The sequence below is a fragment of the Janthinobacterium sp. CG3 genome, from assembly GCF_000344615.1.
Classification (GTDB): domain Bacteria; phylum Pseudomonadota; class Gammaproteobacteria; order Burkholderiales; family Burkholderiaceae_D; genus Janthinobacterium.
The window spans coordinates 71,930-93,685 of record NZ_KB467826.1 but is presented as its reverse complement, the minus strand read 5'-3'; the positions used below and the strand labels follow the sequence as shown (position 1 = coordinate 93,685).

Sequence of the window (21,756 nt, the reverse complement as noted above, 5' to 3'; positions counted from 1 at the left end):
TTACGCTCCCGCCCACATGCCGATGCCCTTGCCGACGGCGCCCATGGTGTTGTTGTGGTTTTCGCTCTGCACCTTATAAATTTGCATCGCCACGTTTTTGGCTCCGATCAATCCGCTGGTGGCGGTGCCGAACGACGTGTTAGCGCCGCTTAGCATGCCGGCGCTGGTTTGCCCAACGCCGTTGGCGGAATTGACGCCCGCCACAGCGTTGCCCACGGCGCTGTTGCCGGCGTTGATTGCCACGCCGGCGCTGGTCGCTTGCGAGCTGGCCAAGCCGCGGCCAAGGCTCGCCGCATCCATTCGTTTCGCGGCCCCCAAGGTTTTAACGGTTTGACGCGCGGCGTTCTCGGCCCCGGCCTCGCCCAGCGCGCCGGTGATCGCGGTTTCGTTTTGCGTCACGATCGAGCGGCCGGAACCTGGATTGACGCCCATGCGGGCCAGGGCGCGCGTGTTCGCCTCGGTCGCCTGCGTCACGTTCTGTTTGACGGCCGCCGATGCCGCGCCGGCAGCCCGTTCCTGCTCCTCGGGGCTGTCGAATTTTTTCGCTTCATCGACAATGCCTTGCTCCAGCGGGCGGAAGGTGGTGCGTTGGTAGTCGGCATATTCCTTGGAGAGCGCCTCGTTCGTCGCCATCGACGCCAGTTGCGCGCCGGATACCTTTTCCTGCAACGCATCCAGTTTCTCGGTGCGGATCTTCTGATCGGCGTCCTGCTTCTCCTGCAGGTCGAGCTGGCGCATACCGACGCGCTCCGACGATTGCGCGCTGGCGTTGATGGCGCCGCTGTTGTCGGGGGCGTCCGGCGCCATCATTCCGCCGACAACCGCGCCACCGATCATGGCGGCGGCCACGCAACAGTAGCGGCGGCCGACGCTCAGCACGGCATCATGCTTGCGCTCACTGCGAAGTTTTTTCATCAAGGGAACCTATGTATTTTGTATAAATCGTTTCGGTTGGGCTGTATCCCAGGAACTGAAGAACTTTCCCCTGGTCGAGGTGCCGCTTGGTGCCGGTGATGAGCTTTTTCACACCGAGCTTGCGCATGGCGACTTCCACGTACTTGAACAGGCGGATGCCGGTGAAACCCTTGCGGTACGCCGGCAGGATGAAATACACGTCCGTGATGCCGTGAACGGTGCTCAGGTAGTGCAGGTGCCCCGAAACGATGGCGACGTGGTAGCCGACCATGACGCCGTCATCGCGCACGGTCACGACGTGCAGGACGCCGGCGTCGCACATCGCCTGATAGCGATCGCGGGCGATATCGAGCGGCACTTGAGCATGGCCGAGTGCGATTTCATGCCAGTGCTGCACCAGGATCGGCTCCATTTCCGGCAGGGCGTCGCGCCATTTTTCCACTTGGAACGTAATCATTTGCGACACCATTTGAGAAGGGAGGAGATGTAGCGCGGCTCGGGCCGCGGCAACGCCGGCTGTTTCTTCAGCGCCGATTCCAGGGCGCGCAGCTTGTCGAGCGCGTCGTTATAGCCTTGGCGGATCGGGCCGGAGCCATGGGCTTGGCGTTTGCTTTCCAGCAATGCCATGACGTAGCTGACGGTGTTGATGTCGCCGGCCGTCATCTCGCGGTCCTGATGTCGACGACCAGGTGGATGCGGTCGTTGGTGCCCTCGTTGACCACCTCGTGGGTCTGCTTGTTGTCGAACCACCAGACCTCGCCGGCGCGCATGTTCACCTTCTCGTCGCCGGCCCGGAAAATGGATTGGTCGTTTGACTGGAGCACGATGTGGAAACGGCTGTAGTAGTCGGCATGCTCCGGCGTGTCGGCGTGCGGGAAGATGTGGCCGCCGGGCGCGATCTTGTTAATCATGCAGCGCCCCAGCCGCTCGCCGCTGACGCGCGACATCAACCACATGATGAGCGGGCGCGCGTCCGTCAGCGTTTTATAGGGTGGATAATCGACGTTCTCGTGCTGGTCGTACTTGCTGAGATGGTTTTGCACCTCCTCGATCGAGGCGTACACGCCCTTGGTCGGGAAGCGCAGCATGATGGTTTCGACTTCACCGAACGGACCCTGCGGGAAGTCCCGCAAAAAGGTGTCCTCGCGCCACAATTTCGGTTGCCGCTTGATTGCAAGCAAGAGTGGGGTGATGTCCATGTCGGCGGCGACAAGCTGGAAATTTTTCATGATGGGAAGTCCTGTTTATGTGTGCGCGGGAACAATATCACCGGTTTTCGAGATACTTGGAATTCTCCCAAGCCGCCATTTGGGCAAAAAAAACCGCCCGAAGGCGGCTTGTTGTTGATTTTTTTTACCCGGGCTTCGGGTACTTTTTCTTTACCTGGTCGCAGGCGTCAAAATACGACGCCATCTTTCCCGCGTCACCTTGCGACTGCCAGTAGAGCGCGTCGGCAAGCACCTCCAGCGGCGGATAATCCCGTCGCCGAAGGCTCTCGTAGTCCTCGGTATGGCTGATTTTCATGTGACCACCTCGAACGTCGCGTCCAGATAGGGGAAGGCGCGCACAATGATTTTATACGTCGCCGGGTAGGTGAATTCAAGATCAGCGACTCCTTCGTCGCAAGGATATTCGGCGCCGTTGATAATGACGAGGCAAGGCGTGGGTAGCCTCTCCAATTTGAGCCCGGTTAGAACGGCCGGGCTGGCCGGCCGCTGCACGATATGTTCATTCACCACATACTGCAACTCAGTATCGCCATGAACGCCAACAACCATCGCCCGCCCGCTATTCACGTAAAAATCGAAAGTTTCCTCGGACAACGTAGCGATGCAAGTGATACGGCCGGCATCATCGTATAGCGTGATTTCTTTTGTCATTTCATTACTTTCAGTACGTACATGGATAATACTCGTGCGGAGCCATCGCCATGATTTGCACCCATGTTGTAGAGCCCGGCTTCCAAGGTTCCGACGGCGATTACTGTTCCGATGGTATATCCTTGAATGTACCGTGTGTTTGTAGCTAGAATGACATTAACACCATCCTTGGACACGACAAAACCACCTGCCGAGTTACTGTCAACAGCGCAACTCGCTATCAGCAACACTTTGCTTTTTCGGCTAACGATAAAGGTTTCCGAAACAAAACCATTTGGGAATATATCGACACTGGATATACCGTCCGCGATGATGTTATCAGTGACGATTACTTCTTTTGCAGTGAGCGTGCCGCTGAATGTTCCGCCTGCGCCTGACAAGTTTCCGCGAAATTCGCCATTATTGGCATAAAGATTACCATTCCTCGCTAGATACCAGCCGGCTTTACCGTACTCCCAGTTATCGCTCCACATGTCTCCCGAAAATTGGGCATTGCTAATTTTCGCCATCGCAATCTGCGCTGTGGAAATATTAGCAATTTTCGCGTCGAAGGAACCAACTGCGATGCGTTCCGCTGACATGTAGCCGCTTGTGACCTTCGCCGCATCCAGGTTTTCGATTTGTGCGTTTTGAATTGTTACGTTGGCAATTGACGCGTTGTTAATCCTGGCTTTATCGATATAACCGGAGGTAATGACAGCCGCGCCAAGATTCGCAATCTTCGCATCCAGCGAACCGACACTGATTCGTGCCGCATCGATATAGCCTGTTGTAATCTTGCCGGCATCCAAGTTGGCGATTTTGGCGTCGTCGATGGCGGCGTTGCCGATCTTGGCGTTGCTGATCGCGCCGTTGGCAATGAACGCATCGGCCATGTAGATGCCGGCCGGGACGTTAACGCCGTTAATCGTCGACGCAGTGGTGCGCACGATAAATGGGATAGCCGTGGGCATGCCTGCGCCGCTGGGGGCGGCAACGAAGAAACTGTTGGCCCGGACCCCGAAATCGATTCGGCCGGTTAACCCGTCACCGGTGCCGATGATGCCGAAACCGCCGGCGACGCCGCCGGCTCCCACCTCGACCGCCCATTTGGCCTGGACCTTTCCAAGCGCCGTGGCGGTCGCCTCCGCAGTCATCTTGACGGCGGCGTACTTGTCGACCAGGCCGGTGGTAGGATCGGTAACGATGGCTTGCAGCTGCTCCGTCTTCGTTGCCATGGCGCCGTCCGCGTCCGATCGCGTTTTTGCCTCGGTCGCCATGCGGGCGCTGACCGACCCAGCCAGCGTGGGAGGGCCGTCGATCAGGTCGATGCGCGCGCCCAAGTCGCCGTAGAGCTGTTCCTGGGTAATCTGGTTGGTCATGACCGACAACAGATAGGCCGCGTCGATGCCAGTTTCGCCGCGGACGCCCGATTGCGCGTTGAACGGCCCCGGGATATTGGCGCGCGAAATGTACCTGATCCAGTAGTAGCGGACGGCGGCACCGCCGACGTTGTCCACGTAGATGCGGCCGTCGCCGCGGCCGACCAGCTGCGCCAGGCTGAAGTCATTCGTTTGGGCGCGCCAGATTTCGGTGTGCGACAAGTTGCTATAGGTCGTCGCATCCCAACTCAAGATGATGTTGGCCAGCGCGCCGCCGCTGCTCAGGCCTGTGGGGGCCGGCGGCGGCGTGGCGTCGAAGTCGTCGCCCGGCTGGAATGTGCCATCGGGATTGACACCCCGGATTAGCCCGCTTCGGCGCAGGCCGCCGATGGTGGCCACCTGGCTATCGCCCGAAGTGAAAGCGGTAAGAATGTCGCGCATAGGGCGCAACAGGGCGCTAATTTCGGCGGGTACCCGGGAAGATACGGAGGGGATACTTGGCAACTTAACCAATTTTCAATTCCTTTGGATTGTCCGCCAATCCGACCATGCGCACGCGCGCAGTGCCGGTCAGCTCGATTTCGACCTCGCGCGGACGGTAGCCGCCGGGGATTCTAAAAATGTCCTCGTCGGCCACCGCCTTGGTGTGTTTCAGCACGCCATCCGCGTAGATGTTGAGCGTGACGGGGTAGCTGTCGGCGTCGACGCGCGCGCAGGCGTACATGGGGCGGGCGAAGCGCTGGAATTTTTTCGAGCGCCAGGTATAGGTCTTGTCCGCACCGGCGTTGAACTTCCTGATCGATCCCCCGATCGACAGGTACAAGGCGTCGTTGATCGGATCGGAGTAGCCGGCCGTGACCGCCTCGTCAAATTTAGTCAGGCTTGTGTCCTCGATCGAATTGAGGATGAAGCCGCCGCCGGCATACAGCGCGATGTACTTTCCGTCATAAAAGTAGCCGTTGATGGTGCTCGGGTCGAGTGCCTGCCATTCCGCCCGGGTGTACAGGCCCGCCGTAACGACGCGTGAGCCGCCGGCGCCGACATACAACAGCCCGTCAGGCGAGGCGTACATCACTCCCCCGCCGACCGAGACGATGGACCGCTTCGAGACGCACGACTGGTCCAGCTCGATGCGCTCCATGCTCATGCCATCTGGATGCACGCCGGTGACGAGGTAGGGCGAACCCTTCGTGCACACCAGCAAGCTCGATCCGAACACCCCCAGGCCCACGATTTGAAAATCGGTGGTAAGCCTGTATTTCTCAGGCCAGGCGTAGGGAAGATACGGCTCGCAGAAGTACAAGTCGCTACCTGAGAAGCCGGCCATGATCCCGTTCGGCAATGCCACCAGTCCGGTCAACGACGCAGGCGGCATCGCGTAGTGCAGGGTCGAAAGTTCCTCGCCGAGCTGGGTACTCTTCAGGGTGTCGTTGTAGCTGGTGGTGGCATTGGCGATCTCTGCTACGAATTGGTAGATCGGGGCGCCTCCGGCCACTTGCTGGCTGCGGTAGATGCGCTTGGAGACGAGGTTGTAATTGCCGCCGGGCGCGGTGGCCAGCGCTGTGAGCTGAACGCTGCCGCCCTCCGTTACCGCAACGCTCCTGGGCGGTGACGGCGCGCCCTCCTCGCCCCACGCCGACACGTAGGTGAAGATATAGACCCGTGTTTCTGCCGGCGCGGTGCTGGCGTTTGGCACGCAGATTGGCGCCGCGGCCGGCGCAGGGACGCCCAAGGCGTAGGAGTTGACCGGGTAGCTCGTTCCCCCCTGTGTTGCCATTTGCAGGTTGGTCACTTTCGGCACGCCGTTGCCAGTGAAATAGGTCCGCTCGGACGTGTCGCCGGCGATCATGCCGCGCACGACGTCGACGTCCGTTGTCCAAGCCATCCAATATTGCGTTTCAGGAAGCGCCATGCCGATGCGGTAGATGCTCTTGATCGCACCACCGAGCGCGCCAGGGGTGACAACGGCCAGCGGGCTTTTCAGCGGCCGCAGGTCGCCGTTCCACAGCGTGCAATTCAGGGCCAGTTGCGCCGCAGTATCGGGCAGCATCGCCGCGTTGAGGCGCGGGATCATGCCGCCTAAATTTGAAATAAAGATCATGGCTTCCATAAATGAAAAAAGCCCGCTGGTTGCGGGCTTTGGATGGTTGGCAGGCGTGTTACGGGTTGACCGCGCGCCTCACGGCGTCGTACTGGTCGAGGCAGGCGTTGAGCGCGCGCACCGTGCTGTCTGCGTCGGCGGCGAGGTCGATAAGAGCGATAGCAGCCGATGGCAAAAGCTCGGCTCGCGCTTCTGGATCGCCAGCGGCGGGATCAGCACCGACGGGGCCTGGATCGTGCGCACGGGTGGCGATTGACAGGCGGAGAGCGCCATTGCGCACGTCAGTGCGCAAAGAATCGATAGTCGCGTTTGCATGGTCTTGCTCCTTAGTTCGTGCTTCATCAATGTTGAGGATGTTTTGACTCAGTTGGCGCTCGACCTCGCGCACGCGGCCGGTGGCGGTGGCCAGCTCCAGCTTGGCCGCGCTGTCGGCCGCCTGGCGCTGGGCGTTGCTGGCGCGGCTTTCGTGCCATTCGCCACAGAAAAAGCCGGTGAGTGCCACAAGCAGGATCGCCAACCACAGGCGCGGTCCCATGACCGAAATCACGACAGCACCCGCACGGCCACGTCGAACAGTGTCAAGCGCTCAGCCAGGCCGTTGATGCCGCCGTTGACGCGGCGCGTTACGCGCACCTGGTCGCCGGCGTCGGCCAGCTGGTTCAGCCCCTTGGTGTGCCAAAACCAGCCGGCCGAACGGCACGCCCCTTCCGGGGTTTCGAGCCAGGCCGCAATGCGATCCAGCGCAATGCCGAAATACGTGGCGCACGCCTGGTGGTTGCCGAGTCCGGTTACTTGAATCAGCCCATGGCCTTTCCAGCGCTGACCGTCGCCGTCGGCTGTGGGGGTGTTACCCAGGCGCTGGGCCAGGGCGCCGGTGTCGTAGGCGGCGCCGCTTGCGAGTTCGTGCGTGAACTGCAGGTGGCCGGACTCGTGACCGATTTGGGATAAAAACGCAGCCTGGCGCGCCTTGGTGTTGATGAAGAATTCGGTCATGGCCGCATTGAGCGGGGCCAAAAAAATACCCGCTCGGGGGCGGGCATACGGCATGATTTTTAACAGTTGTTCCAATGTCATAAAAAAAATCCCAAGGCAAGTATGGCGATAATGGAAAGACCGACCGTGCCGGCCGTTCGCGTCTGGAGCCTGCGATCGAGCACGCCCCATACGCAAACGGCTACCACGGCGCCGGCGGCGCATTGGGCAATCATTTGTCGGCCCCGAAGTAGCGGCGTTTCAGCGAGCCGATGATGTCGGCCGAATTGATTTCGGTGAACAGCTCGCGGCAGGTGGCCAGCGCGAACAGCCCGACCAGAAATTCCACACCGGAGTGGACCCGCTCGCCGCCGATGCTGAAAAAATCGATCAACGCCGGCGCGATGTAGACCGCGCAGGCGAAGCCGACCGCGAACGAGATCAGCTTTTGCGAAAAGCTGAGCCCGTCGCCAAGGAACTTCAGCGAGACGGCCGCGCCGGCCGCGCCCGGTAGGAATGCCACCGCTGATTTGATAACCGCAGCGCTGAGTGCCGCTAGGGTTGATACTGGCTCTGCCATGCAGACTCCCATGAAAAAAACCGCCGAAGCGGGTTGGTTTAAATACCGGATGATTTCCTGCAATGATTCTTGTCGATCCGGTCCAACAGCCGGCATAGAACGCACCCCCAGCGCCGCCCCTCGGACCGCGCCCTGTTCGCCCTGCTGCTGATCGTCTCGGTGTCGGCGCCGCCGGTCGCGGCATTCGCAAGACGGTCGAATGCCTTCGCCAGGCGCCAGCCCCGGCGAGAGCCGGCTACGATGGCCGCCAGCATCCAGACCGACGCGACAGCACCAGAGATCAGGCAGCCCACCCAGATCCCCAGCATGGCCAGGCGCGTCATTGGGCGGCCTCGGCGGGCGGCTCGGCCGGGGCCGCTTCGGTTGGCGCCGTCGCGGCGTCGCGCTCGATGGCCTTCGCCATCACGTAAGAATAGACCAGGGCGTACACTTCGGCGCCGGTGGCGCAGATGCCGACTGGCTCGTTGGTCATTGGGTCGAGGATGGGGAAGGCGTCGGCTGGACTGAACGGGAAATTCAGGTTGCCGACATCGCGCAGGATCTCGCCGGCCGCCAGCGAAATGACCTCTTGCTCGACGCAGACCACCATCGGCACTTGCAGCCATCCGTTTTCGATGGCGATGGAGCGGAATCGGCGCCAGGCGCTGCCGGTGACGGTTGTTTCTTTGTAGTCCATAAGTTCCTTGTGGCGGGTTAAGCGGCTGCTGCCGTGTCGTCCGAATGCCGGCGCCAGGCGCCGTTGGAGTAGTAAACTGGGATGCCGGTGCCAGCGGCCGCAGCCTCGCCAACCTTGCGGCCATTTGAGGCGTAGGCGGTCTTGCCGTTGGCGCCGGCCGGGAGTGTGGCGACGGTGAAGGTGCCGGGCTGGATGGTCGAGCTGACTGCAAGCGTGCCGGTGACGCCCGCGGCGCCAGGCGTCATGAAGATGACTTCGGCGGCGCCAAGGCGGATCGACCCACGCGCGGGGGTCACAGAGCCGGAAAAATCCAGCCATGCGATGCCGGACGCCTCCGTCGCCCCCATGAAGACGCCGGCGTTGTAGGTCGCGCCGGTGCGGCGGAAGCTGGCCACGCCGCCGTCCGATGTGGCCACGCCGCCGACGACGCCGACGACCTTGACGGCGCCCGTTACCTGAAACTGGTTCACACCGTCATCCACGGTGGTTCCGACAATCAAACGTTTCACGACCGGGTTCACCAGATCCGCGTCCAAGATAGTTTTAGCCATTGCGCACCCCCATGATGCAAATATTGTGATTGTTGAGTGGCGCCGCCGTGAACCCCACCGTCCACTGGTATCCATCAAAGGAAGTGGTGTAGTCGTTGGAGCTGCCGTCGCGCATCAAGACGCCTTGCTTGTAGACCGCGCCCGGCTGAAATCCCATAGTGAGGGGGAAGTCCGTCGCTACGCCGTCGCCGGTAGCCCAGATTGGCGCGGGCGGGGCGCCGAGCAAAGCGGGCGCTGCATTTTCACGAAGAAACGCAGATGGCTGCGTCACGCTCGCGCATGACGTCCCGCCCTGCAGCACGGAGCCACCGCACGCTGAGACGCCAGCAAGCGGGCCAATAGCCGTCACCTCGCTGCTCAATTGCGCCAGACCGCAGAACGCGTAGCGCACATTCGACACAGCGACATGCAGGGTTTCGGCCGCATCGTCCCATGACATCGCCGTCGGCGCCCCGACCATAGTGCATTGCGCACCAGGCTGGAAAAGGGCAAGTTCGTCTCGGTAGATCTGAGCGATCTGTTCATCGCTAGGAGCCGTAGCGCTAATTCGTACAAGTGCCAGTGACCCGTTGAACGGGGCGGCCCCGTTCCAGTAAGCGCCGATGCGGGAGGTCGCCGATGTGTTTGTGATATTCAGCGCTGCCGTCGTCGTAGTACCAACCAGTGCCCCGTTTACGTAGATGGACATTTGAGAGCCCTTGCGATACCCGACCACGAACGCCCATACACCTACCTGATAAAGGCCAGACATTACATACTGGCTCACCGGGGTGGCATCCGCCATGTAAAGCATGATTGCGCCAGAGACGTCTGTCCGAACCAGGAGGCGCGCCGTGGACCCCGCCGACGCTCTGTCGAACATCGCGCCGCCATGTAGCGACCCTGCCTTGAGCCAGCCCATCACGCATACGTCGCCGGCACCGAAGTCAAGGTTCGGGGTGTATGACTGATCGAGGTAGTTTGCAGCGCTGAACCCGGAATACGCCACCATCTGAGCGCCAGGCGCGGCGGCGGCCTTAGTGATCGCGCCACGAACGATCATGACGTTATTCTTTGGGCTGCGGTCAGCTTCGGCCAAGCGCACGTCGACGTTATCGACATCAAAATAATCGCCAGAAATCGCGGCGCTAGTGCCGGAAACCGTGATGTAGTGCGTCGCTTGCGTGGCCACGAAACTAACCAACATAAGCCCCAACTCGATGGTGCGCGTCAACGATGCGGTGTCATTCGCCCCCAGCGTCGTCCCCACCAGGACGGAAAAGTTTCCGGTTAAGGAGTCCGTTACCCACTGCACGCTCACTTGGTATATTTTCCCAATTACGCAAGTTACAGATGTGCGCGCCGACGGGCTGGAGGCGGTGGCCGTCACCCGCATTGCCCAGCCCGCAACCGAGAGCGTCGCACCTCCGCCCGAAGTCCAGCCCGCAGTGTCCACATCAAACGCGCCATTGGCCACCAAGTTGCCAGATGCGTTAGCAGTCTCGGCCGCCGTGTCGGACAACCACAAACCGCGCGAGTCCCCGACCTGCCACGCCCCGGGGTGGGTTGCACCGATCTGGGCCAGCATACCTTTCGTCGGCGCAGCCGGGTTGTCACGAAGCAGGTACATTGAAGTGAGAGCGCCAAGAGCTTTCATGCTGTTGGGCATGAGCACATGCAGACCAATCGAACCTGTTGCAGAGTCGGTGCCGCGGCGAGTCGGGATTGACGAGGCGTTGAACGAGTAGTCCACCGTGTTATCTGGCGATGCAGTTGGTATGGCGTTTTTGAACCAGCAACCATGCGCGACCCCGCCGCCGCCAGTGGCGAACATTCTCCCGAATTTGCTGATTGAAATAGAAAAAATTTGCCCAGCATTTGTCAGCCAGTTCGCCACCGTACCGTCGTGCCTGCAGATGCTGACGCCCGCCGCCGTGGCATACGCTACAGTTGCCACGGGCAAACCAATGCCAGGAGCAATTGGCGCCCCCTGCAGCACGACCATGCTCACGGCATGGATAGTGCCGTTGATGATGGCCTCGGCCGCCGACACACTGCCGGTTGCCGATACCCCGGTCCGCTCGCGCTCCACAACCGGAATCGGCCCGAAGCGGGGATCCCCGACCACCCGGCGACGAACGATGCGGGCATCGGCAACGAACGACATTTCGCACAAACCCGTAATGAGCAAGCCATCAAGGGCGGCAGTCGGACCAAAATTGTTTGATGCCACCATCCACATTGGCGACCCGGGGCGCGTCAGATCGTAGATTACCGTGCGCGCAGCTTCGCCCACGATGGCCACTTTCTCGGGAAAATCCCGGCGATTTCCGCGCACAACTTCCAGAGCGCCATACGCGCTCTGCATCGCGTAGAATTTGCCGTCGGTGGTTTTTTGGAAGTAGCCGCCCTCAAACATGCGGCTTGGGACATACGGCGTAGGAGCCGCGCCGGCGTTGAATTTGACGCCCCAAATGGCGACAGTCGCAACCTTGGCCGTTCCTTCGTTCCCGCGCAGGCGGATACGCACGTAATTAGCGCCGGCGACGGCGGCGACACTGGAAAGGCTAACCCGCTGCCATTCTGGCGTAGCGGTGAAACTGCTGAAGGCGCCATTGGGGAGCGTCATTGAAAAAACACTGGTGCCTCCGTCTAGCGTTCTTATATAAAACGAGCCAGAATTCATCCCGCTAGGGTATGTGATGCCCGGCGACTGCAACTGGCACAAATCGGCGGAGGTAGTCCCTGCGCCGATGTTGAATACCGCCTGATCCGCAGTCATGAAACCGTCGGGGTCGAGCGCAGCGTTTGGTGTAATCACTATGACCTGGCCGGAGCCGGTTACGCTCTGCGTCCACCCGGCGTTATCCAACTCCTCCGGGGCGGCAACCAGATTATCCCCGCCGCGCGCGGCAAGCTCGTTGGCGAAACGGCCAAGCCATGCTCCCGCAGGGGCCGGCTCGTTATACCAGCTCTTGCCGGCGCAACGCTTGCGCCAGGCGCCGCCGTCCGAGTCCCGCGTCGTGTCGTAAACCAGGGTGCGAACAACCGCTCCCGAATGTATCGTTTGTGTGAATTCCGGCAGCGCTTCCGAGTCTACGCGATCGCGCAGGCCGGCGAAATTTGCGTCGATTTCGTCATTGGTCAGCGGCGCGCCCTTGCCCGCCCGGGTAGTGATCGGCGTCGCCATTAATTCTGCGTCACAGTCCAGTTAATTTGCATGGTGTCGAGCGCGCCCTTGTTGATGACCGCGAAGACCGCACGGTTCAGCATGGTGCCGGCGGCGCCGGCGTTGAAGATCCCGGCCTCGGTGACGGCGCCCGTGCCCACGCCGGCGGCAAACGTTGAGGAGTAGGTGGCGACGTTGAGCGCGGATGTTTGCGAGGTCAGCACGGCGCGGCCCAGCTCGGCGCCAAGGGTCGTGTTGGCCGGCAACGGGGCGGCCGCGGTGGACCCGATTGCCATGTGGCTCATTGCCGTCGGCGTGCCAACGGCACGGGCGGCCAGCCAATTCAGGCCGGTTGTGACCAGCAGATTCGGGATGTTCCGCTCGTCTTTGAGCTGGCCGGTTGCATCGAACAGCTTGATGTTCAAGAAACCACTGGCCTTTGGCATTTCGTTCAGGTGCATTGTGCAAATTCCTTAAAAAGTGCGCGAACTGCCGACGTAATCGGCCGCGAAATATGTTATGTCTGCGTAATCGGTCATGAAAAGCAGGGCGGATTCGATTGCGCTTGCGGTATCGTTGATCGCTTTTGTGACCCCTGCTTGCACAGCGTCGGTGGCGGTGGCCGCGTCGGCCGCCGCCTTCGTGCTGGAGACGTTCAGGGCATCGGCGGCCGTCGTGACATCGGCCAGCGCCTTGCCCGTCAGCGTTGTGACGCTATCGCTGGCGGAACCTGTGTCAGCCAGTTCCTTGCCACTCGTTATCAGGGCCACATCGGTGGAACTGGCGACGTCGGCGAAGGCGCGGAAAAACTGCGCCACGATCGCCACCACGTCGGACGACACAGCAGCATCCTGAAAGACCTTGGACAGGATAAAAACAGGTATGGCATTGCTGGCCACCGCGATATCAGCCAACCGCTTCGTGACGGCGATCGTGGCCAGGTCAACCGCATTGACGCCGTCGAACAGGGTGCGGTTCAAGCTGCGGGAGTCGAGAGCGGCGCTGGCCGCCAGCACCACGGCGGATACGCCGGCGACCGGCACTTGCACGGAAACTTCGAGGGCCGGGTGTATAAATGTCAGCGTGAGCGCCATTAGTATTGCGCCCGGACCTTGAATTTGAGCGTGTCGAAAATGGTATGAATGCCGCCGTCGGCAAAGGTGATTTCGATTTCGCCTTCGTACTCCCCTTCCGTGTCCAGCGCGCCAGGCGTCCAGTCCATGAATGCCCGGCCGCCGACGCCAGGCGCCGCGTATATACCGGTGTAGTCGATGTTGCCCGAGGAGGTGAGTACACCGGCCAACTTGCCGCAGGCCAGCGTAGCCTTGATGTCCCTGACGCCCACCTTGCGCAACTTGAGAATGATCGATGTGCCCGGTGCGGACAGGTCGATCGGGAAGCCGGTAACGTCATCGGTGATCGACAGCACCAATTGCGGGCGGGTGTCGCCGGCCACCAGTTTTATCTTTTCTGCCACCATTAACCTCCGAATCTGCGTGGCGTCACGCGCGCGCTACCGGCGACACGGTCGTGGAAAATCTCTACCTTGGCGGCAGCGCAACCTGCGTTGAACTCGGTTTTGAAATAGGCGGCGAGCTGAGGGTTACTCCAGCCCTGTGCCGGCACAATCAGAAGGCGGTAAAGCGCGCCGGCCGCGATGGTTTGCAAATAACGGTCCACGAGAAAATTGGGGAGCGTGGTCGCCGCCCGGGTTGGTGCTAAAGAGGTGCGCACAGTCAAGGTACCAAGATCTGTGCCGTTTGGCGTTGGATAGACGCGCAGCTCATCCCAGTTTTGCTGGTTGTAATAGACTGGTTGACCCTGCGCGGTCTGCCAGTCTGGAATAAGCCCGGCAATTTCATGCATGGTTTTGGACACCAAACTGCCGCTTTTCGTCCAGACATTGCTGATGACGAGCGCCCGAGAGCCTTTCGGCAGTTCAAGATCGTAGGAGTGCGTTCCGTTGCTCATGTAGACGAAATCGAGTGTTTCGCTCCACGCGCCCGAGTAAGTGCAGAACTCGATCGCGGCTTCCATGATGGCGCTCCGAACGCTGAAATCTGGGCAGCCAATGACCGAGGGGAGAACGTGCGGGATGAATACATCAATGGATGCCGCCATGGTTATCGCACCGCTGCCGGGGTCTGACTCTGCGCCGCGAAGGGCAAGGCGGTCAGGTTGGGGTTGTTGCCGGTCAACGCCTGGACCTGCGCGTTCAGAGAGCTGGTGAACATGCTGGAGTAGGCAACCGCGTTGGGTTGGGACGACGCGAAGTCGGCGTCCTTCATGTAGGCGCGCGCCAGGATGTAGTTCGCCAGATCATCGACGTACTTGTCATCGACGGAAATGACGGTGGCGCTCGCACTGTCGGCGCCGTACAGCGGTGCGGCCACGGTTCCGGTGCTAGGAATGTCAACCGGATTGGCAAGGTAAGACACTTCGATCCATACTGCCGGCGCCGCACCAATTGCGGGGGTGACGTAAAAAACTTTAGGCGAACGCGGATCAAACACGAACTGGTCGACGCGGCCCGTTCCTACAATCGTGTGCCAGTCAGGATTTTGGCTATCGAGCACTTCCCGCGACACCACGCGCACGGCCCGGCCGGCGGTCAGACCATCGACGCCCATGTTGCGCACCACGTCGTTCAAGAAGTTGCCATAGACAGCCGCCGCCGGCGATCCGTCGCCTGGCTTGACGTCGGCGGGCGCGATCAGCTCGATCGATTGCTTGGTGCCGGGTTTCAGCTTGAGCGCATCGATGCGCGTGCAGGACGCCGGCAAAAATTTGGCGATCGCGCGCTGGCCGTCATTGAGCCACGTCACGAGCTCGCGCTCGTGCCAGCGGGTGAACTGCGGCGCGATGTCCTGCAACTGCGTCGAGACGCGGTAGAGCACTTCTTTTACTTTTGTGGATGGCATTGGTCATATCCAAGTGATGGTGTTGCTGGGGAAAGCTCGTGGAGTGCCCGCCGCGCCGGTCAGGGCCAGCAGTTTTAGGCCCGTGTTGGGCCGTGCACGGTGTAGTTGAAGCGCTTCAATTCGCGTGGGCGCATCTCGCCGTTTTTCAATGGTTCGTAGATCCGCTGCACGGCGTTGTCAAGCACATGCACCACTTCCACCGGCACGGAGACACGCATGCCGCGGGGGATCAGGTAGCCGACGCCGTTGACGCCGAGCGAAACGGCTTCGCTGCCCGCTTCGCCCTCTTGCTCAAACATCGTGATGTCCAGGCGATCGCCGCACATGGCGTCGTCGTGAATGGAGCCGGCTACAGCTGCGACGTCGCGCGAGGTGGAACCCACGGCATCAACTACGTCGTCTTCAAGAGTGGAAATGTTGGAGTTTTCGGACGCGGGTTTTTTATCGATTTTCATACTGGGATACCTTGAATTTGGAGTAGAAATAGGAAAGGCCCGCTGTTAAGCGGGCCTTCCACTGGCGCTGGGAGCGGAGGTTATGCCGTGGCGGCGCACTCGGCGCGCGCAAGCCAGAAGTCGTTCAGGATTACGGCTGTTTGCATGGCTTTCCATGCGGCGTGGCCGCGCTGTCCCATCGGATCGCTGTCCGACGGCTTGGGATTGACCACCATCGGGGTGACGGCGAACATGCCCTTCAGCGCCACGATGCCGTAGGCGTTGGCGGCGATATACAGGACCGGGTAGACGTCGGAGTTGACGCCGGTGGTCGACAGCGTCGCACCCTTTGCAGCGCCGGCATTGGCGAACGGTTCGAAGATCGTCGACGTCAGGTAACGGACGTCTTCAACCTTGCCGAGTTCGTTCTCGAACGGCGTCATCGAACCGTATTTTTCGGCCGGGACAAAGCCCACCAGACTGCGAATGTCGCTTTCCATGTCCGGGTGAGCCAGACCGATATAGCCTGGCGAGACGGTTTCGGTGCCCCATGCTGAAGTCGATTTGATGATGGTGGTGATGGGGCGTGCGTTCTGGCGCTTCAGGGTGCGGGTGGCCTTGCGCTGGGTAGCGAGGGTCAGCGCCGTATTGACGTCGGTGCGCAGCGCGCCGTTGTTGTACAGCACGTTGGTGCCGGCCTTGAGGACGCCGAAGCGCATCTTTTCGATCATTTGCGCCGCTTGCTCGCCCAGCAGACCGACGGACTCCATCAGGACCGGGTCTTCGTGGGTGTCGATAATCACGTCGCTCACCATGATGCGGCTACCGTACTGGGTCAGTGTCGCGGTGACATCGGTGATCGTCAGCGCTTGCGACGCCGGCGTCACACCCTCACCGAGGGCGGTCGGCGTGCTGTCGAGCGCGTTGTAGCGCCGGAATTTCATCGTCTTGGACGAGTTCTCAGGCAGCGGCTTGGATTGGCCGAATTTCTCCAGGATCAGGTAGGGGATGCCGCGTTTCAGCAGCTCTTTTGCAGCGAAGGCTGCGGTACGCGGGGAGATATCACCATAAACGGGCATTAGAATTTCCTTTAAAAGGATGCAAAATCGAATAGAAAAAATTGGGTTGCACAGTCGATTCAGCGCGGGACCGGGGGCACCGTTGGCCTGTCCGTTCACACCATGAAATTCGGGAACCAGTCGTATGCAGGCGCGACATGGCCGGCGGCGTCGTGCCGCGGCTATGTGTTGTTTGCGCTATGGTTGTGTTTCTGTGGCCCCGCCGATGACGCCGGCGGGATGCGACTTGCGAGACTGCGCAGGTGCAGTTACAGGTGGTTAATTCTCGTTCCAGGCGCTGGCGTAGTCGTCCTTACCGACGGGCGCGGCGGGCAGTTTCAGGCCACCGGAGCGCACGCCTTCGGCGGCGTCCAGCGCGGCAGTCATGTCATCGCCGCCGCTGGCTTCAGGCGCCGGCGCGGCCAGCGAAGCCTTGTACTCCTTGAGCATCGCAATGATTTCCTTGGCGTTACCCTCATTGACCACGCGCTCGACGTCGGCCTTGTTCTCCGGTTCCAGACCTTCGATCCAGGCTTTAAACTCGTCCGAGTTCGCAATGTCCATGAAGTCAGGATACGCGTCGACGATTTTTTCGTAGTGGGCGCGCTGTTTTTCGTTGTTCAGCTCAGCAATTACGTCATCGATGTCCTTGCGGTAGGGGGCCGTGTGTTCCTCCGCTGTTCTCTTGCAGATTTTTTTAACGATCGCGGTGATAAGCGCGACGAATTCAGGGCCGAAGTCCTCGGTCAGCGCCTTCTCGTCGGCATCGTCGTCGCCTTCTTCAGTCCCACCCGCTAGGGCTACCGACGTCTCATCAAGCGCCGCTGCCGTATTCGCTTTCGCCGCCAGCTCAGCCGCTTGGACTTTCAAGCGGCCTTCCCAGGACTTCAAGCGCTGGGTTTCCTTCTCGACGTCGAGCGCGGGGGCTGCGGCGTCGCCCGCAGGCGCCGCCGCAGCAGCGTTGTCGGCGCCGGCGGCGTCCGCATCTGGCGCGATCGTCACCGTCGGGGCGCTGCCGGCCGGAGTATTTGCGCCTGGCGCTTCGTCGGGCATGAGGCCGAATGCTTCGTCATCGCCGATGGTTTTTTTGACCGGCTGGTCTTCGTCGTAGCCGGCTGCAAAATCCTCGCTCGCTTTTTTCTGGTCTTCGTCGGTAGTTGCCATTACATCTCCTGTGGTTGGCTCATAAAAAAAGCCACCCCGAGGAGTGGCTTTGGCTGTCCTGCGTGAGCAGGGGTCAAAGAATCGTTAGCCGATTGGCCAGGTGTGAAGTCCCGCGTGGACAAGCGCCAGTCGGAGTGCCCGGCCCTGCGCAGCGGCGCCTTGCACATGCTGCACGCGCTCGAGCGGAGCGGTTAGCAGATCCTCCAGGTGCTCCGCATCGATTGCGTCGAGCAATTTGATGAACGCCAGATAGAGCGGCGCCCCCCGATATTCCTGCACTGTCGTGAGCGCTTCGCTCAGGTTCTCTTTCGTGCTCATTCGTCAATCCTTTGCGTCTCGATGCCGTCGTGCAGACCTGCGCCCGGGCCTTCCATTTGCGGAACTGGCGGCTGTGGCGCTGGTTCCCCCGCCGCGTCAGGTACTGGCGGGGCTGGGAGGTCGTTGCCGGCCGTTGGGGCCGCCACGGTGCCCTGTGGCGCTTCTGGCATAGCTTGCGGCTGCGCCGCATCGACCCAGCCAGAGGACCGAAGAATCTCGTCGGCGCCCGGCGCGATCGCGGCATTCTGTGCCGCCACCCCGCTCGCCTGTGTCGCGGCGTACACCGCGCCAACGTTTTTCGCCACCGCTTCGGCGTTCAGTCGGCGCGCATCTGCTAACGTGCGCTCGACCTTCGCCGTCAGATCGTTGAGGGTGGCCATCTGGATTTTCATCGACAGCTCATTCTGTTGCTGCGTCAACTGCTGCTGCTGCTTGGCCAAGTCGTTGTTCTGTTCCGCCGCGACTTCTTCTTCGGTCTTGACGACGTCGACCAGGTCGTGCGCCTCGGCACGCTGCCGCAGCAGGTGTTCGCGCTTGATGAATGGCGCATCCATGGGGTTGGCGGTCTGGGCGGCGAAGGCATCGAGCTGCTGGGACCGGATTTCTTTCGCCACCAGCGAGGCGCTGCCGCGCGCCTTGATGTTGAAGTCGCCCTTGACGGCATTATTGGTGTTGAACTGCATGTTCCACCGGTACAGCGCTTCGATAAATGGGGTCGTGATGCCCTCGTCGTAGCCATTGATCAAGTCTTTCATCACGATCGACGTGTTGCCCATCAGCATAGACAGGCCCGACGCGGTGCCGGCGGCGCCCTGCGTCGGGTTCTCGCCACCCATGTATCGCGGCACGGCAGTGACTTCATCGGCGTTCGTCTCGAACATCGCCACGATGGGGTACAGTTCCTCCAGCTTACCGGGAATGTTCAGCACCCGGATGGCCGGGCTTCCCGGCTCTTTACCAGTGCGCAGCCAGAGCTTGAACGGGTGCATGTCCTCCGCCTTTTCGGTCGGCGCCATCAAATCCATGTTCACTTCAAATTGCGGCCCGGCCGTAAGGGCCGCGTTGTCCAGAATCATCCGGGTTCCGGCGTTGATCATGGTCTGGTCGTCGCGCATGATGGTCGCCAGCCCCTCGGCAAATATCGACGTCTCGTCCTTGTCGAAGTAGTAGAGGTGGTAGGGCCAAGTCACGCCGTTGATCGGCTGCAGGGCGGCACGGATCACATCGCCGTTGGGGAGCAGCCAGACGTTGGCAAAAAACGTCTCGTGCATGCGCTCCAGCGGGACGTGGACGCCGCACGCGGCCAGCTGCGTCGCATCGACCCAGCCCCAGCGTTCCAGAATCTCGTACTGGCCATCGGTCGCGCCAAGTGCAATACGGTCGCCGATCTGGCGAATTTCTGCGTCGAAGCTCTTGCGCGCCTGGGTGCCGTTCGGGTTGCCCTGCACATAGTCGCGTATCTTTTTTGTATCGAAGCTTTTACGCTCGGCCAACGCCAATGTCGCCGCCTTGCCCATGACGTGCCGTTCGTACACGTAGCGGCAGTTCTCGAGCTCGGTCGCGCTCATGTCCGGGAAGAAGCGCCACAGCGGGACGTAGTCGACGAATGGGACGACATACGATTCTGTCTTCATCACCCACTTTCCCTCTTCCATCACGAAGCGGCTGCGAACCTTTCGCTCGATCAGCGGCGCTTTCAGGATGCCGGTGCCGTAGAGGTGCCCGGAGTGCATAACCTGGCGCGCGGCCTTCTTGTAGCGCGATTCGGTCAGCTGGTCGTCGATCGCGGTTGCCATTTCCTTTGCCGCCGCATCGACCATGTGCTTGACGGCCTGCTTGACTTCGTCCGGCGTCGGCGCTTTTCCCAAGGCCGCCACCAGTTGTTTTCTTATTTCGGCCTCGATTTCGGGTGCTACCGTCGGGACGGGAGTAGACTCCAACGACCAGTTACGGTCGGCGTTCGCGGGGAAAAGCAGGTCAAACACGCGGGAGTCAACGGTTTTAACCTTGACGCGGGTTTTACGCACGAACGCTTTGGACCGGGTTGCTCCCATAGCGGCCAGGACTTCGGGATCGTATTGGCCGCGATACTGGCGCAGATCCTGCAACCAACGCTCTTCCGTCGGGCGCCGGTCCTGCTCGGCCTGGCTGAACTCCGCAAGGAATATCGATCCGAGGCTGGCTAGCGTCTGGAATGGCGCCGCGCCAGGCTCGTCCGACTGCATCGCTTCGCGTGACGCCTGCTCGTACTCGCTCTCGTCGGCCTGGCGCTTGGCCGCGGCTGCGGCGTTGAGCATGGCATGCGCCATCGCGCCCAGCTGGCTATCGTCGTCAGGGGCGATGTTGTCGGTCATGTGCGTGCTCATAAAAAAGGCCACCGGCGAGGGTGGCTTGTTGGATTGGTGAATGCTTTGACATCCTCCCCGCCCTAAAGGACGGGGATTCCTACGGCGCTCAAACAAAAACTGCTTGAGTCGCTTTGGTGGGTTCCTGCTTCACAGAGCGGCCTGACTGCACCGATTCTCCACAGGCTAACAAGCGGTATCCCCGCTCTAAAACATTGATAGCGCCGACGACATCGGCGTTATTTTCATAGCCACAATCGACACATAAGAATTTCGCTTGTGTTTGCCGATTGTCCTTCGATATATGACCGCAGCAAGGGCAAGTGCGACTGGTGTTATGCGGCGGTACAGCAAGCAACATGCCGCCGTTCCATGCCACCTTGTAGTCCAGTTGTCTCCTGAACTCGCCCCAGCCCTGATCGAGAATAGCGCGGTTCAGGCCGGATTTCTGTTTCACCATCTTGCCCGGCTGTTCGCTGGTGCCCTTGGAAGACCTGGACATGTTCCGTACCTGCAAATCCTCAATACATACGAGTGCGTGGTTTTGGCTGATCGTCGTTGTGGTTTTGTGCAGGAAGTCTTTCCTGGCATTGGCGATACCGGTGTGAATCTTCTGGACACGGGCTTTCGCCTTCTTCCAGTTATTGCTGAACTTGACCTTGCGGCTCATGCGCCGTTGGTAGCGGGCAAGGCGCTGTTGATGCTTCTTGAAGCTGCCCAGCGGCGCGATGAACGTCTCGTCGCTCATCGTGGCGAATCTGGCAATGCCGACATCGATGCCGATCGCCGATGTTGCTGTTGGCAGTGGCTGTTCGACCTCGCGCTCGGTCTGAATTGACGCGAACCACTTGCCGCCACATCCGGAAACGGTGATGTTCTTGGCGACACCGACAATGTCGCGACTGTTGCGGTAGCGAACCCAGCCGAGCTTGGGCAAGAACAGGCGGCTGTTGCCCTGGTCGATTTTGAATTGCTTGGCGTCGGGGTAGCGAAAGACATCACCCATGCCCTTTTTCTTGAAGCGGGGGAAATCGGCACGCTTGGCGAAAAAATTGGTGTAGGCCCGCTCCAAGTCCTTGAGTGTCTGCTGTAGCGGGTGAACCGGAGCATCGCCCAGCCAGAGCGTGTCCGGGTCGTTGCGCCATCCCGTGAGCGCCTTGCATAGCCCGGCGTAGCCAAGCTTCTTTTCGCCCTGTTCGTACAGGGCTTTTTGCATCGCCAGCGCCTTGTTAAACACGAACCGGCATGACCCGGAAAAGCGACGCATGAGGCGCTGCTGTTCACCGTTCGGCTGAAGTTCGAATTTAAATGCTTGAAGGCGTTTCATGCTTC

General features: G+C 60.7%; 26 protein-coding genes. All 26 read right to left on the bottom strand.

Annotated elements, in window-relative coordinates; all coding sequences use genetic code 11:
- On the bottom strand, positions 1-915 hold the full coding sequence (locus tag JANGC3_RS31065) for a hypothetical protein (RefSeq protein ID WP_157407090.1): 915 nt from the start codon (positions 913-915) through the stop codon (positions 1-3).
- Positions 896-1,372 (bottom strand): hypothetical protein, encoded by a 477-nt coding sequence (locus JANGC3_RS0127665; RefSeq protein ID WP_157407089.1) that lies wholly within the window; start codon positions 1,370-1,372, stop codon positions 896-898. The genes JANGC3_RS31065 and JANGC3_RS0127665 overlap by 20 nt, the downstream gene beginning before the upstream one ends.
- Complete coding sequence (locus JANGC3_RS0127660) at positions 1,369-1,578, bottom strand: hypothetical protein (protein ID WP_017879746.1); 210 nt, start codon at positions 1,576-1,578, stop codon at positions 1,369-1,371. Before JANGC3_RS0127660 ends, JANGC3_RS0127665 begins: the two co-directional genes overlap by 4 nt.
- Positions 1,575-2,144, bottom strand: a complete 570-nt coding sequence (locus tag JANGC3_RS0127655) for an aspartyl/asparaginyl beta-hydroxylase domain-containing protein (RefSeq protein ID WP_017879745.1) — start codon at positions 2,142-2,144, stop codon at positions 1,575-1,577. Before JANGC3_RS0127655 ends, JANGC3_RS0127660 begins: the two co-directional genes overlap by 4 nt.
- Before the next feature lie 124 nt (positions 2,145-2,268).
- A complete protein-coding gene (locus tag JANGC3_RS33110) occupies positions 2,269-2,439 on the bottom strand; it encodes a hypothetical protein (protein WP_017879744.1) in 171 nt (56 codons plus the stop codon).
- Positions 2,436-2,795 carry a hypothetical protein gene (locus JANGC3_RS0127645; protein ID WP_017879743.1) on the bottom strand — a complete coding sequence of 120 codons (360 nt, stop codon included), beginning with the start codon at positions 2,793-2,795 and terminating at the stop codon, positions 2,436-2,438. The genes JANGC3_RS33110 and JANGC3_RS0127645 overlap by 4 nt, the downstream gene beginning before the upstream one ends.
- Positions 2,792-4,597 (bottom strand): phage tail tip fiber protein, encoded by a 1,806-nt coding sequence (locus tag JANGC3_RS0127640; RefSeq protein ID WP_017879742.1) that lies wholly within the window; start codon positions 4,595-4,597, stop codon positions 2,792-2,794. Before JANGC3_RS0127640 ends, JANGC3_RS0127645 begins: the two co-directional genes overlap by 4 nt.
- Positions 4,598-4,661: 64 nt before the next feature.
- Entirely contained in the window at positions 4,662-6,257 is a 1,596-nt protein-coding gene (locus JANGC3_RS0127635) for a hypothetical protein (RefSeq protein ID WP_157407088.1), read from the bottom strand.
- 58 nt (positions 6,258-6,315) lie between these two features.
- Positions 6,316-6,774: a lysis system i-spanin subunit Rz gene (locus JANGC3_RS30410; protein WP_157407087.1), complete on the bottom strand. Its 459-nt coding sequence runs from the start codon at positions 6,772-6,774 to the stop codon at positions 6,316-6,318.
- Between the two features lie 26 nt (positions 6,775-6,800).
- Positions 6,801-7,331 (bottom strand): glycoside hydrolase family 19 protein, encoded by a 531-nt coding sequence (locus tag JANGC3_RS0127625; RefSeq protein WP_035789232.1) that lies wholly within the window; start codon positions 7,329-7,331, stop codon positions 6,801-6,803.
- Between the two features lie 130 nt (positions 7,332-7,461).
- On the bottom strand, positions 7,462-7,872 hold the full coding sequence (locus JANGC3_RS0127620) for a holin (protein ID WP_232429835.1): 411 nt from the start codon (positions 7,870-7,872) through the stop codon (positions 7,462-7,464).
- Positions 7,848-8,132 carry a hypothetical protein gene (locus JANGC3_RS0127615; protein WP_157407086.1) on the bottom strand — a complete coding sequence of 95 codons (285 nt, stop codon included), beginning with the start codon at positions 8,130-8,132 and terminating at the stop codon, positions 7,848-7,850. Before JANGC3_RS0127615 ends, JANGC3_RS0127620 begins: the two co-directional genes overlap by 25 nt.
- Positions 8,129-8,485, bottom strand: coding sequence for a hypothetical protein (locus JANGC3_RS0127610; protein WP_017879736.1), 357 nt, complete (start codon positions 8,483-8,485; stop codon positions 8,129-8,131). The genes JANGC3_RS0127615 and JANGC3_RS0127610 overlap by 4 nt, the downstream gene beginning before the upstream one ends.
- Before the next feature lie 17 nt (positions 8,486-8,502).
- Entirely contained in the window at positions 8,503-9,036 is a 534-nt protein-coding gene (locus JANGC3_RS0127605) for a hypothetical protein (RefSeq protein WP_017879735.1), read from the bottom strand.
- Positions 9,029-12,205 carry a LamG domain-containing protein gene (locus JANGC3_RS31060; RefSeq protein WP_017879734.1) on the bottom strand — a complete coding sequence of 1,059 codons (3,177 nt, stop codon included), beginning with the start codon at positions 12,203-12,205 and terminating at the stop codon, positions 9,029-9,031. The genes JANGC3_RS0127605 and JANGC3_RS31060 overlap by 8 nt, the downstream gene beginning before the upstream one ends.
- Positions 12,205-12,645 (bottom strand): hypothetical protein, encoded by a 441-nt coding sequence (locus JANGC3_RS0127595; protein WP_017879733.1) that lies wholly within the window; start codon positions 12,643-12,645, stop codon positions 12,205-12,207. Before JANGC3_RS0127595 ends, JANGC3_RS31060 begins: the two co-directional genes overlap by 1 nt.
- 12 nt (positions 12,646-12,657) lie before the next feature.
- The gene (locus tag JANGC3_RS0127590) at positions 12,658-13,278 is read right to left on the bottom strand and encodes a hypothetical protein (RefSeq protein ID WP_017879732.1); all 621 of its coding nucleotides are present in this window, start codon (positions 13,276-13,278) and stop codon (positions 12,658-12,660) included.
- The gene (locus tag JANGC3_RS0127585) at positions 13,278-13,664 is read right to left on the bottom strand and encodes a hypothetical protein (protein WP_017879731.1); all 387 of its coding nucleotides are present in this window, start codon (positions 13,662-13,664) and stop codon (positions 13,278-13,280) included. The genes JANGC3_RS0127590 and JANGC3_RS0127585 overlap by 1 nt, the downstream gene beginning before the upstream one ends.
- Entirely contained in the window at positions 13,664-14,221 is a 558-nt protein-coding gene (locus JANGC3_RS0127580; RefSeq protein WP_017879730.1) for a phage adaptor protein, read from the bottom strand. The genes JANGC3_RS0127585 and JANGC3_RS0127580 overlap by 1 nt, the downstream gene beginning before the upstream one ends.
- An 86-nt stretch (positions 14,222-14,307) precedes the next feature.
- Positions 14,308-15,105 carry a phage adaptor protein gene (locus tag JANGC3_RS0127575; protein WP_035789229.1) on the bottom strand — a complete coding sequence of 266 codons (798 nt, stop codon included), beginning with the start codon at positions 15,103-15,105 and terminating at the stop codon, positions 14,308-14,310.
- A gap of 74 nt (positions 15,106-15,179) precedes the next feature.
- A complete protein-coding gene (locus tag JANGC3_RS0127570) occupies positions 15,180-15,560 on the bottom strand; it encodes a hypothetical protein (protein ID WP_157407085.1) in 381 nt (126 codons plus the stop codon).
- 80 nt (positions 15,561-15,640) lie between these two features.
- Positions 15,641-16,618 carry a N4-gp56 family major capsid protein gene (locus JANGC3_RS0127565; protein WP_017879727.1) on the bottom strand — a complete coding sequence of 326 codons (978 nt, stop codon included), beginning with the start codon at positions 16,616-16,618 and terminating at the stop codon, positions 15,641-15,643.
- A gap of 258 nt (positions 16,619-16,876) precedes the next feature.
- The gene (locus tag JANGC3_RS0127560) at positions 16,877-17,761 is read right to left on the bottom strand and encodes a hypothetical protein (protein ID WP_017879726.1); all 885 of its coding nucleotides are present in this window, start codon (positions 17,759-17,761) and stop codon (positions 16,877-16,879) included.
- 84 nt (positions 17,762-17,845) lie between these two features.
- A complete protein-coding gene (locus JANGC3_RS0127555; protein WP_017879725.1) occupies positions 17,846-18,079 on the bottom strand; it encodes a hypothetical protein in 234 nt (77 codons plus the stop codon).
- Positions 18,076-20,433, bottom strand: a complete 2,358-nt coding sequence (locus tag JANGC3_RS0127550; RefSeq protein WP_157407084.1) for a hypothetical protein — start codon at positions 20,431-20,433, stop codon at positions 18,076-18,078. Before JANGC3_RS0127550 ends, JANGC3_RS0127555 begins: the two co-directional genes overlap by 4 nt.
- Before the next feature lie 100 nt (positions 20,434-20,533).
- Positions 20,534-21,751, bottom strand: coding sequence for an RNA-guided endonuclease InsQ/TnpB family protein (locus JANGC3_RS0127545; RefSeq protein ID WP_017879723.1), 1,218 nt, complete (start codon positions 21,749-21,751; stop codon positions 20,534-20,536).
- Positions 21,752-21,756 lie beyond the last annotated feature (5 nt).

Excerpts from the sequence above, each read along its gene's own strand:
- JANGC3_RS31060 (WP_017879734.1), bottom strand. The coding sequence starts at position 12,205 with ATGGCGACGCCGATCACTACCCGGGCGGGCAAGGGCGCGCCGCTGACC.
- JANGC3_RS0127645 (WP_017879743.1), bottom strand. The coding sequence starts at position 2,795 with ATGACAAAAGAAATCACGCTATACGATGATGCCGGCCGTATCACTTGC.
- JANGC3_RS0127625 (WP_035789232.1), bottom strand. The coding sequence starts at position 7,331 with ATGACATTGGAACAACTGTTAAAAATCATGCCGTATGCCCGCCCCCGA.
- JANGC3_RS0127580 (WP_017879730.1), bottom strand. The coding sequence starts at position 14,221 with ATGGAAGCCGCGATCGAGTTCTGCACTTACTCGGGCGCGTGGAGCGAA.
- JANGC3_RS0127665 (WP_157407089.1), bottom strand. The coding sequence starts at position 1,372 with ATGATTACGTTCCAAGTGGAAAAATGGCGCGACGCCCTGCCGGAAATG.
- JANGC3_RS0127640 (WP_017879742.1), bottom strand. The coding sequence starts at position 4,597 with ATGCGCGACATTCTTACCGCTTTCACTTCGGGCGATAGCCAGGTGGCC.
- JANGC3_RS0127550 (WP_157407084.1), bottom strand. The coding sequence starts at position 20,433 with ATGACCGACAACATCGCCCCTGACGACGATAGCCAGCTGGGCGCGATG.
- JANGC3_RS0127585 (WP_017879731.1), bottom strand. The coding sequence starts at position 13,664 with ATGGTGGCAGAAAAGATAAAACTGGTGGCCGGCGACACCCGCCCGCAA.
- JANGC3_RS0127560 (WP_017879726.1), bottom strand. The coding sequence starts at position 17,761 with ATGGCAACTACCGACGAAGACCAGAAAAAAGCGAGCGAGGATTTTGCA.
- JANGC3_RS0127605 (WP_017879735.1), bottom strand. The coding sequence starts at position 9,036 with ATGGCTAAAACTATCTTGGACGCGGATCTGGTGAACCCGGTCGTGAAA.
- JANGC3_RS31065 (WP_157407090.1), bottom strand. The coding sequence starts at position 915 with ATGAAAAAACTTCGCAGTGAGCGCAAGCATGATGCCGTGCTGAGCGTC.
- JANGC3_RS0127615 (WP_157407086.1), bottom strand. The coding sequence starts at position 8,132 with ATGACGCGCCTGGCCATGCTGGGGATCTGGGTGGGCTGCCTGATCTCT.
- JANGC3_RS33110 (WP_017879744.1), bottom strand. The coding sequence starts at position 2,439 with ATGAAAATCAGCCATACCGAGGACTACGAGAGCCTTCGGCGACGGGAT.
- JANGC3_RS0127655 (WP_017879745.1), bottom strand. The coding sequence starts at position 2,144 with ATGAAAAATTTCCAGCTTGTCGCCGCCGACATGGACATCACCCCACTC.
- JANGC3_RS0127575 (WP_035789229.1), bottom strand. The coding sequence starts at position 15,105 with ATGCCATCCACAAAAGTAAAAGAAGTGCTCTACCGCGTCTCGACGCAG.
- JANGC3_RS0127610 (WP_017879736.1), bottom strand. The coding sequence starts at position 8,485 with ATGGACTACAAAGAAACAACCGTCACCGGCAGCGCCTGGCGCCGATTC.
- JANGC3_RS0127545 (WP_017879723.1), bottom strand. The coding sequence starts at position 21,751 with ATGAAACGCCTTCAAGCATTTAAATTCGAACTTCAGCCGAACGGTGAA.
- JANGC3_RS0127555 (WP_017879725.1), bottom strand. The coding sequence starts at position 18,079 with ATGAGCACGAAAGAGAACCTGAGCGAAGCGCTCACGACAGTGCAGGAA.
- JANGC3_RS0127660 (WP_017879746.1), bottom strand. The coding sequence starts at position 1,578 with ATGACGGCCGGCGACATCAACACCGTCAGCTACGTCATGGCATTGCTG.
- JANGC3_RS0127635 (WP_157407088.1), bottom strand. The coding sequence starts at position 6,257 with ATGATCTTTATTTCAAATTTAGGCGGCATGATCCCGCGCCTCAACGCG.
- JANGC3_RS0127570 (WP_157407085.1), bottom strand. The coding sequence starts at position 15,560 with ATGAAAATCGATAAAAAACCCGCGTCCGAAAACTCCAACATTTCCACT.
- JANGC3_RS0127565 (WP_017879727.1), bottom strand. The coding sequence starts at position 16,618 with ATGCCCGTTTATGGTGATATCTCCCCGCGTACCGCAGCCTTCGCTGCA.
- JANGC3_RS0127595 (WP_017879733.1), bottom strand. The coding sequence starts at position 12,645 with ATGCACCTGAACGAAATGCCAAAGGCCAGTGGTTTCTTGAACATCAAG.
- JANGC3_RS0127590 (WP_017879732.1), bottom strand. The coding sequence starts at position 13,278 with ATGGCGCTCACGCTGACATTTATACACCCGGCCCTCGAAGTTTCCGTG.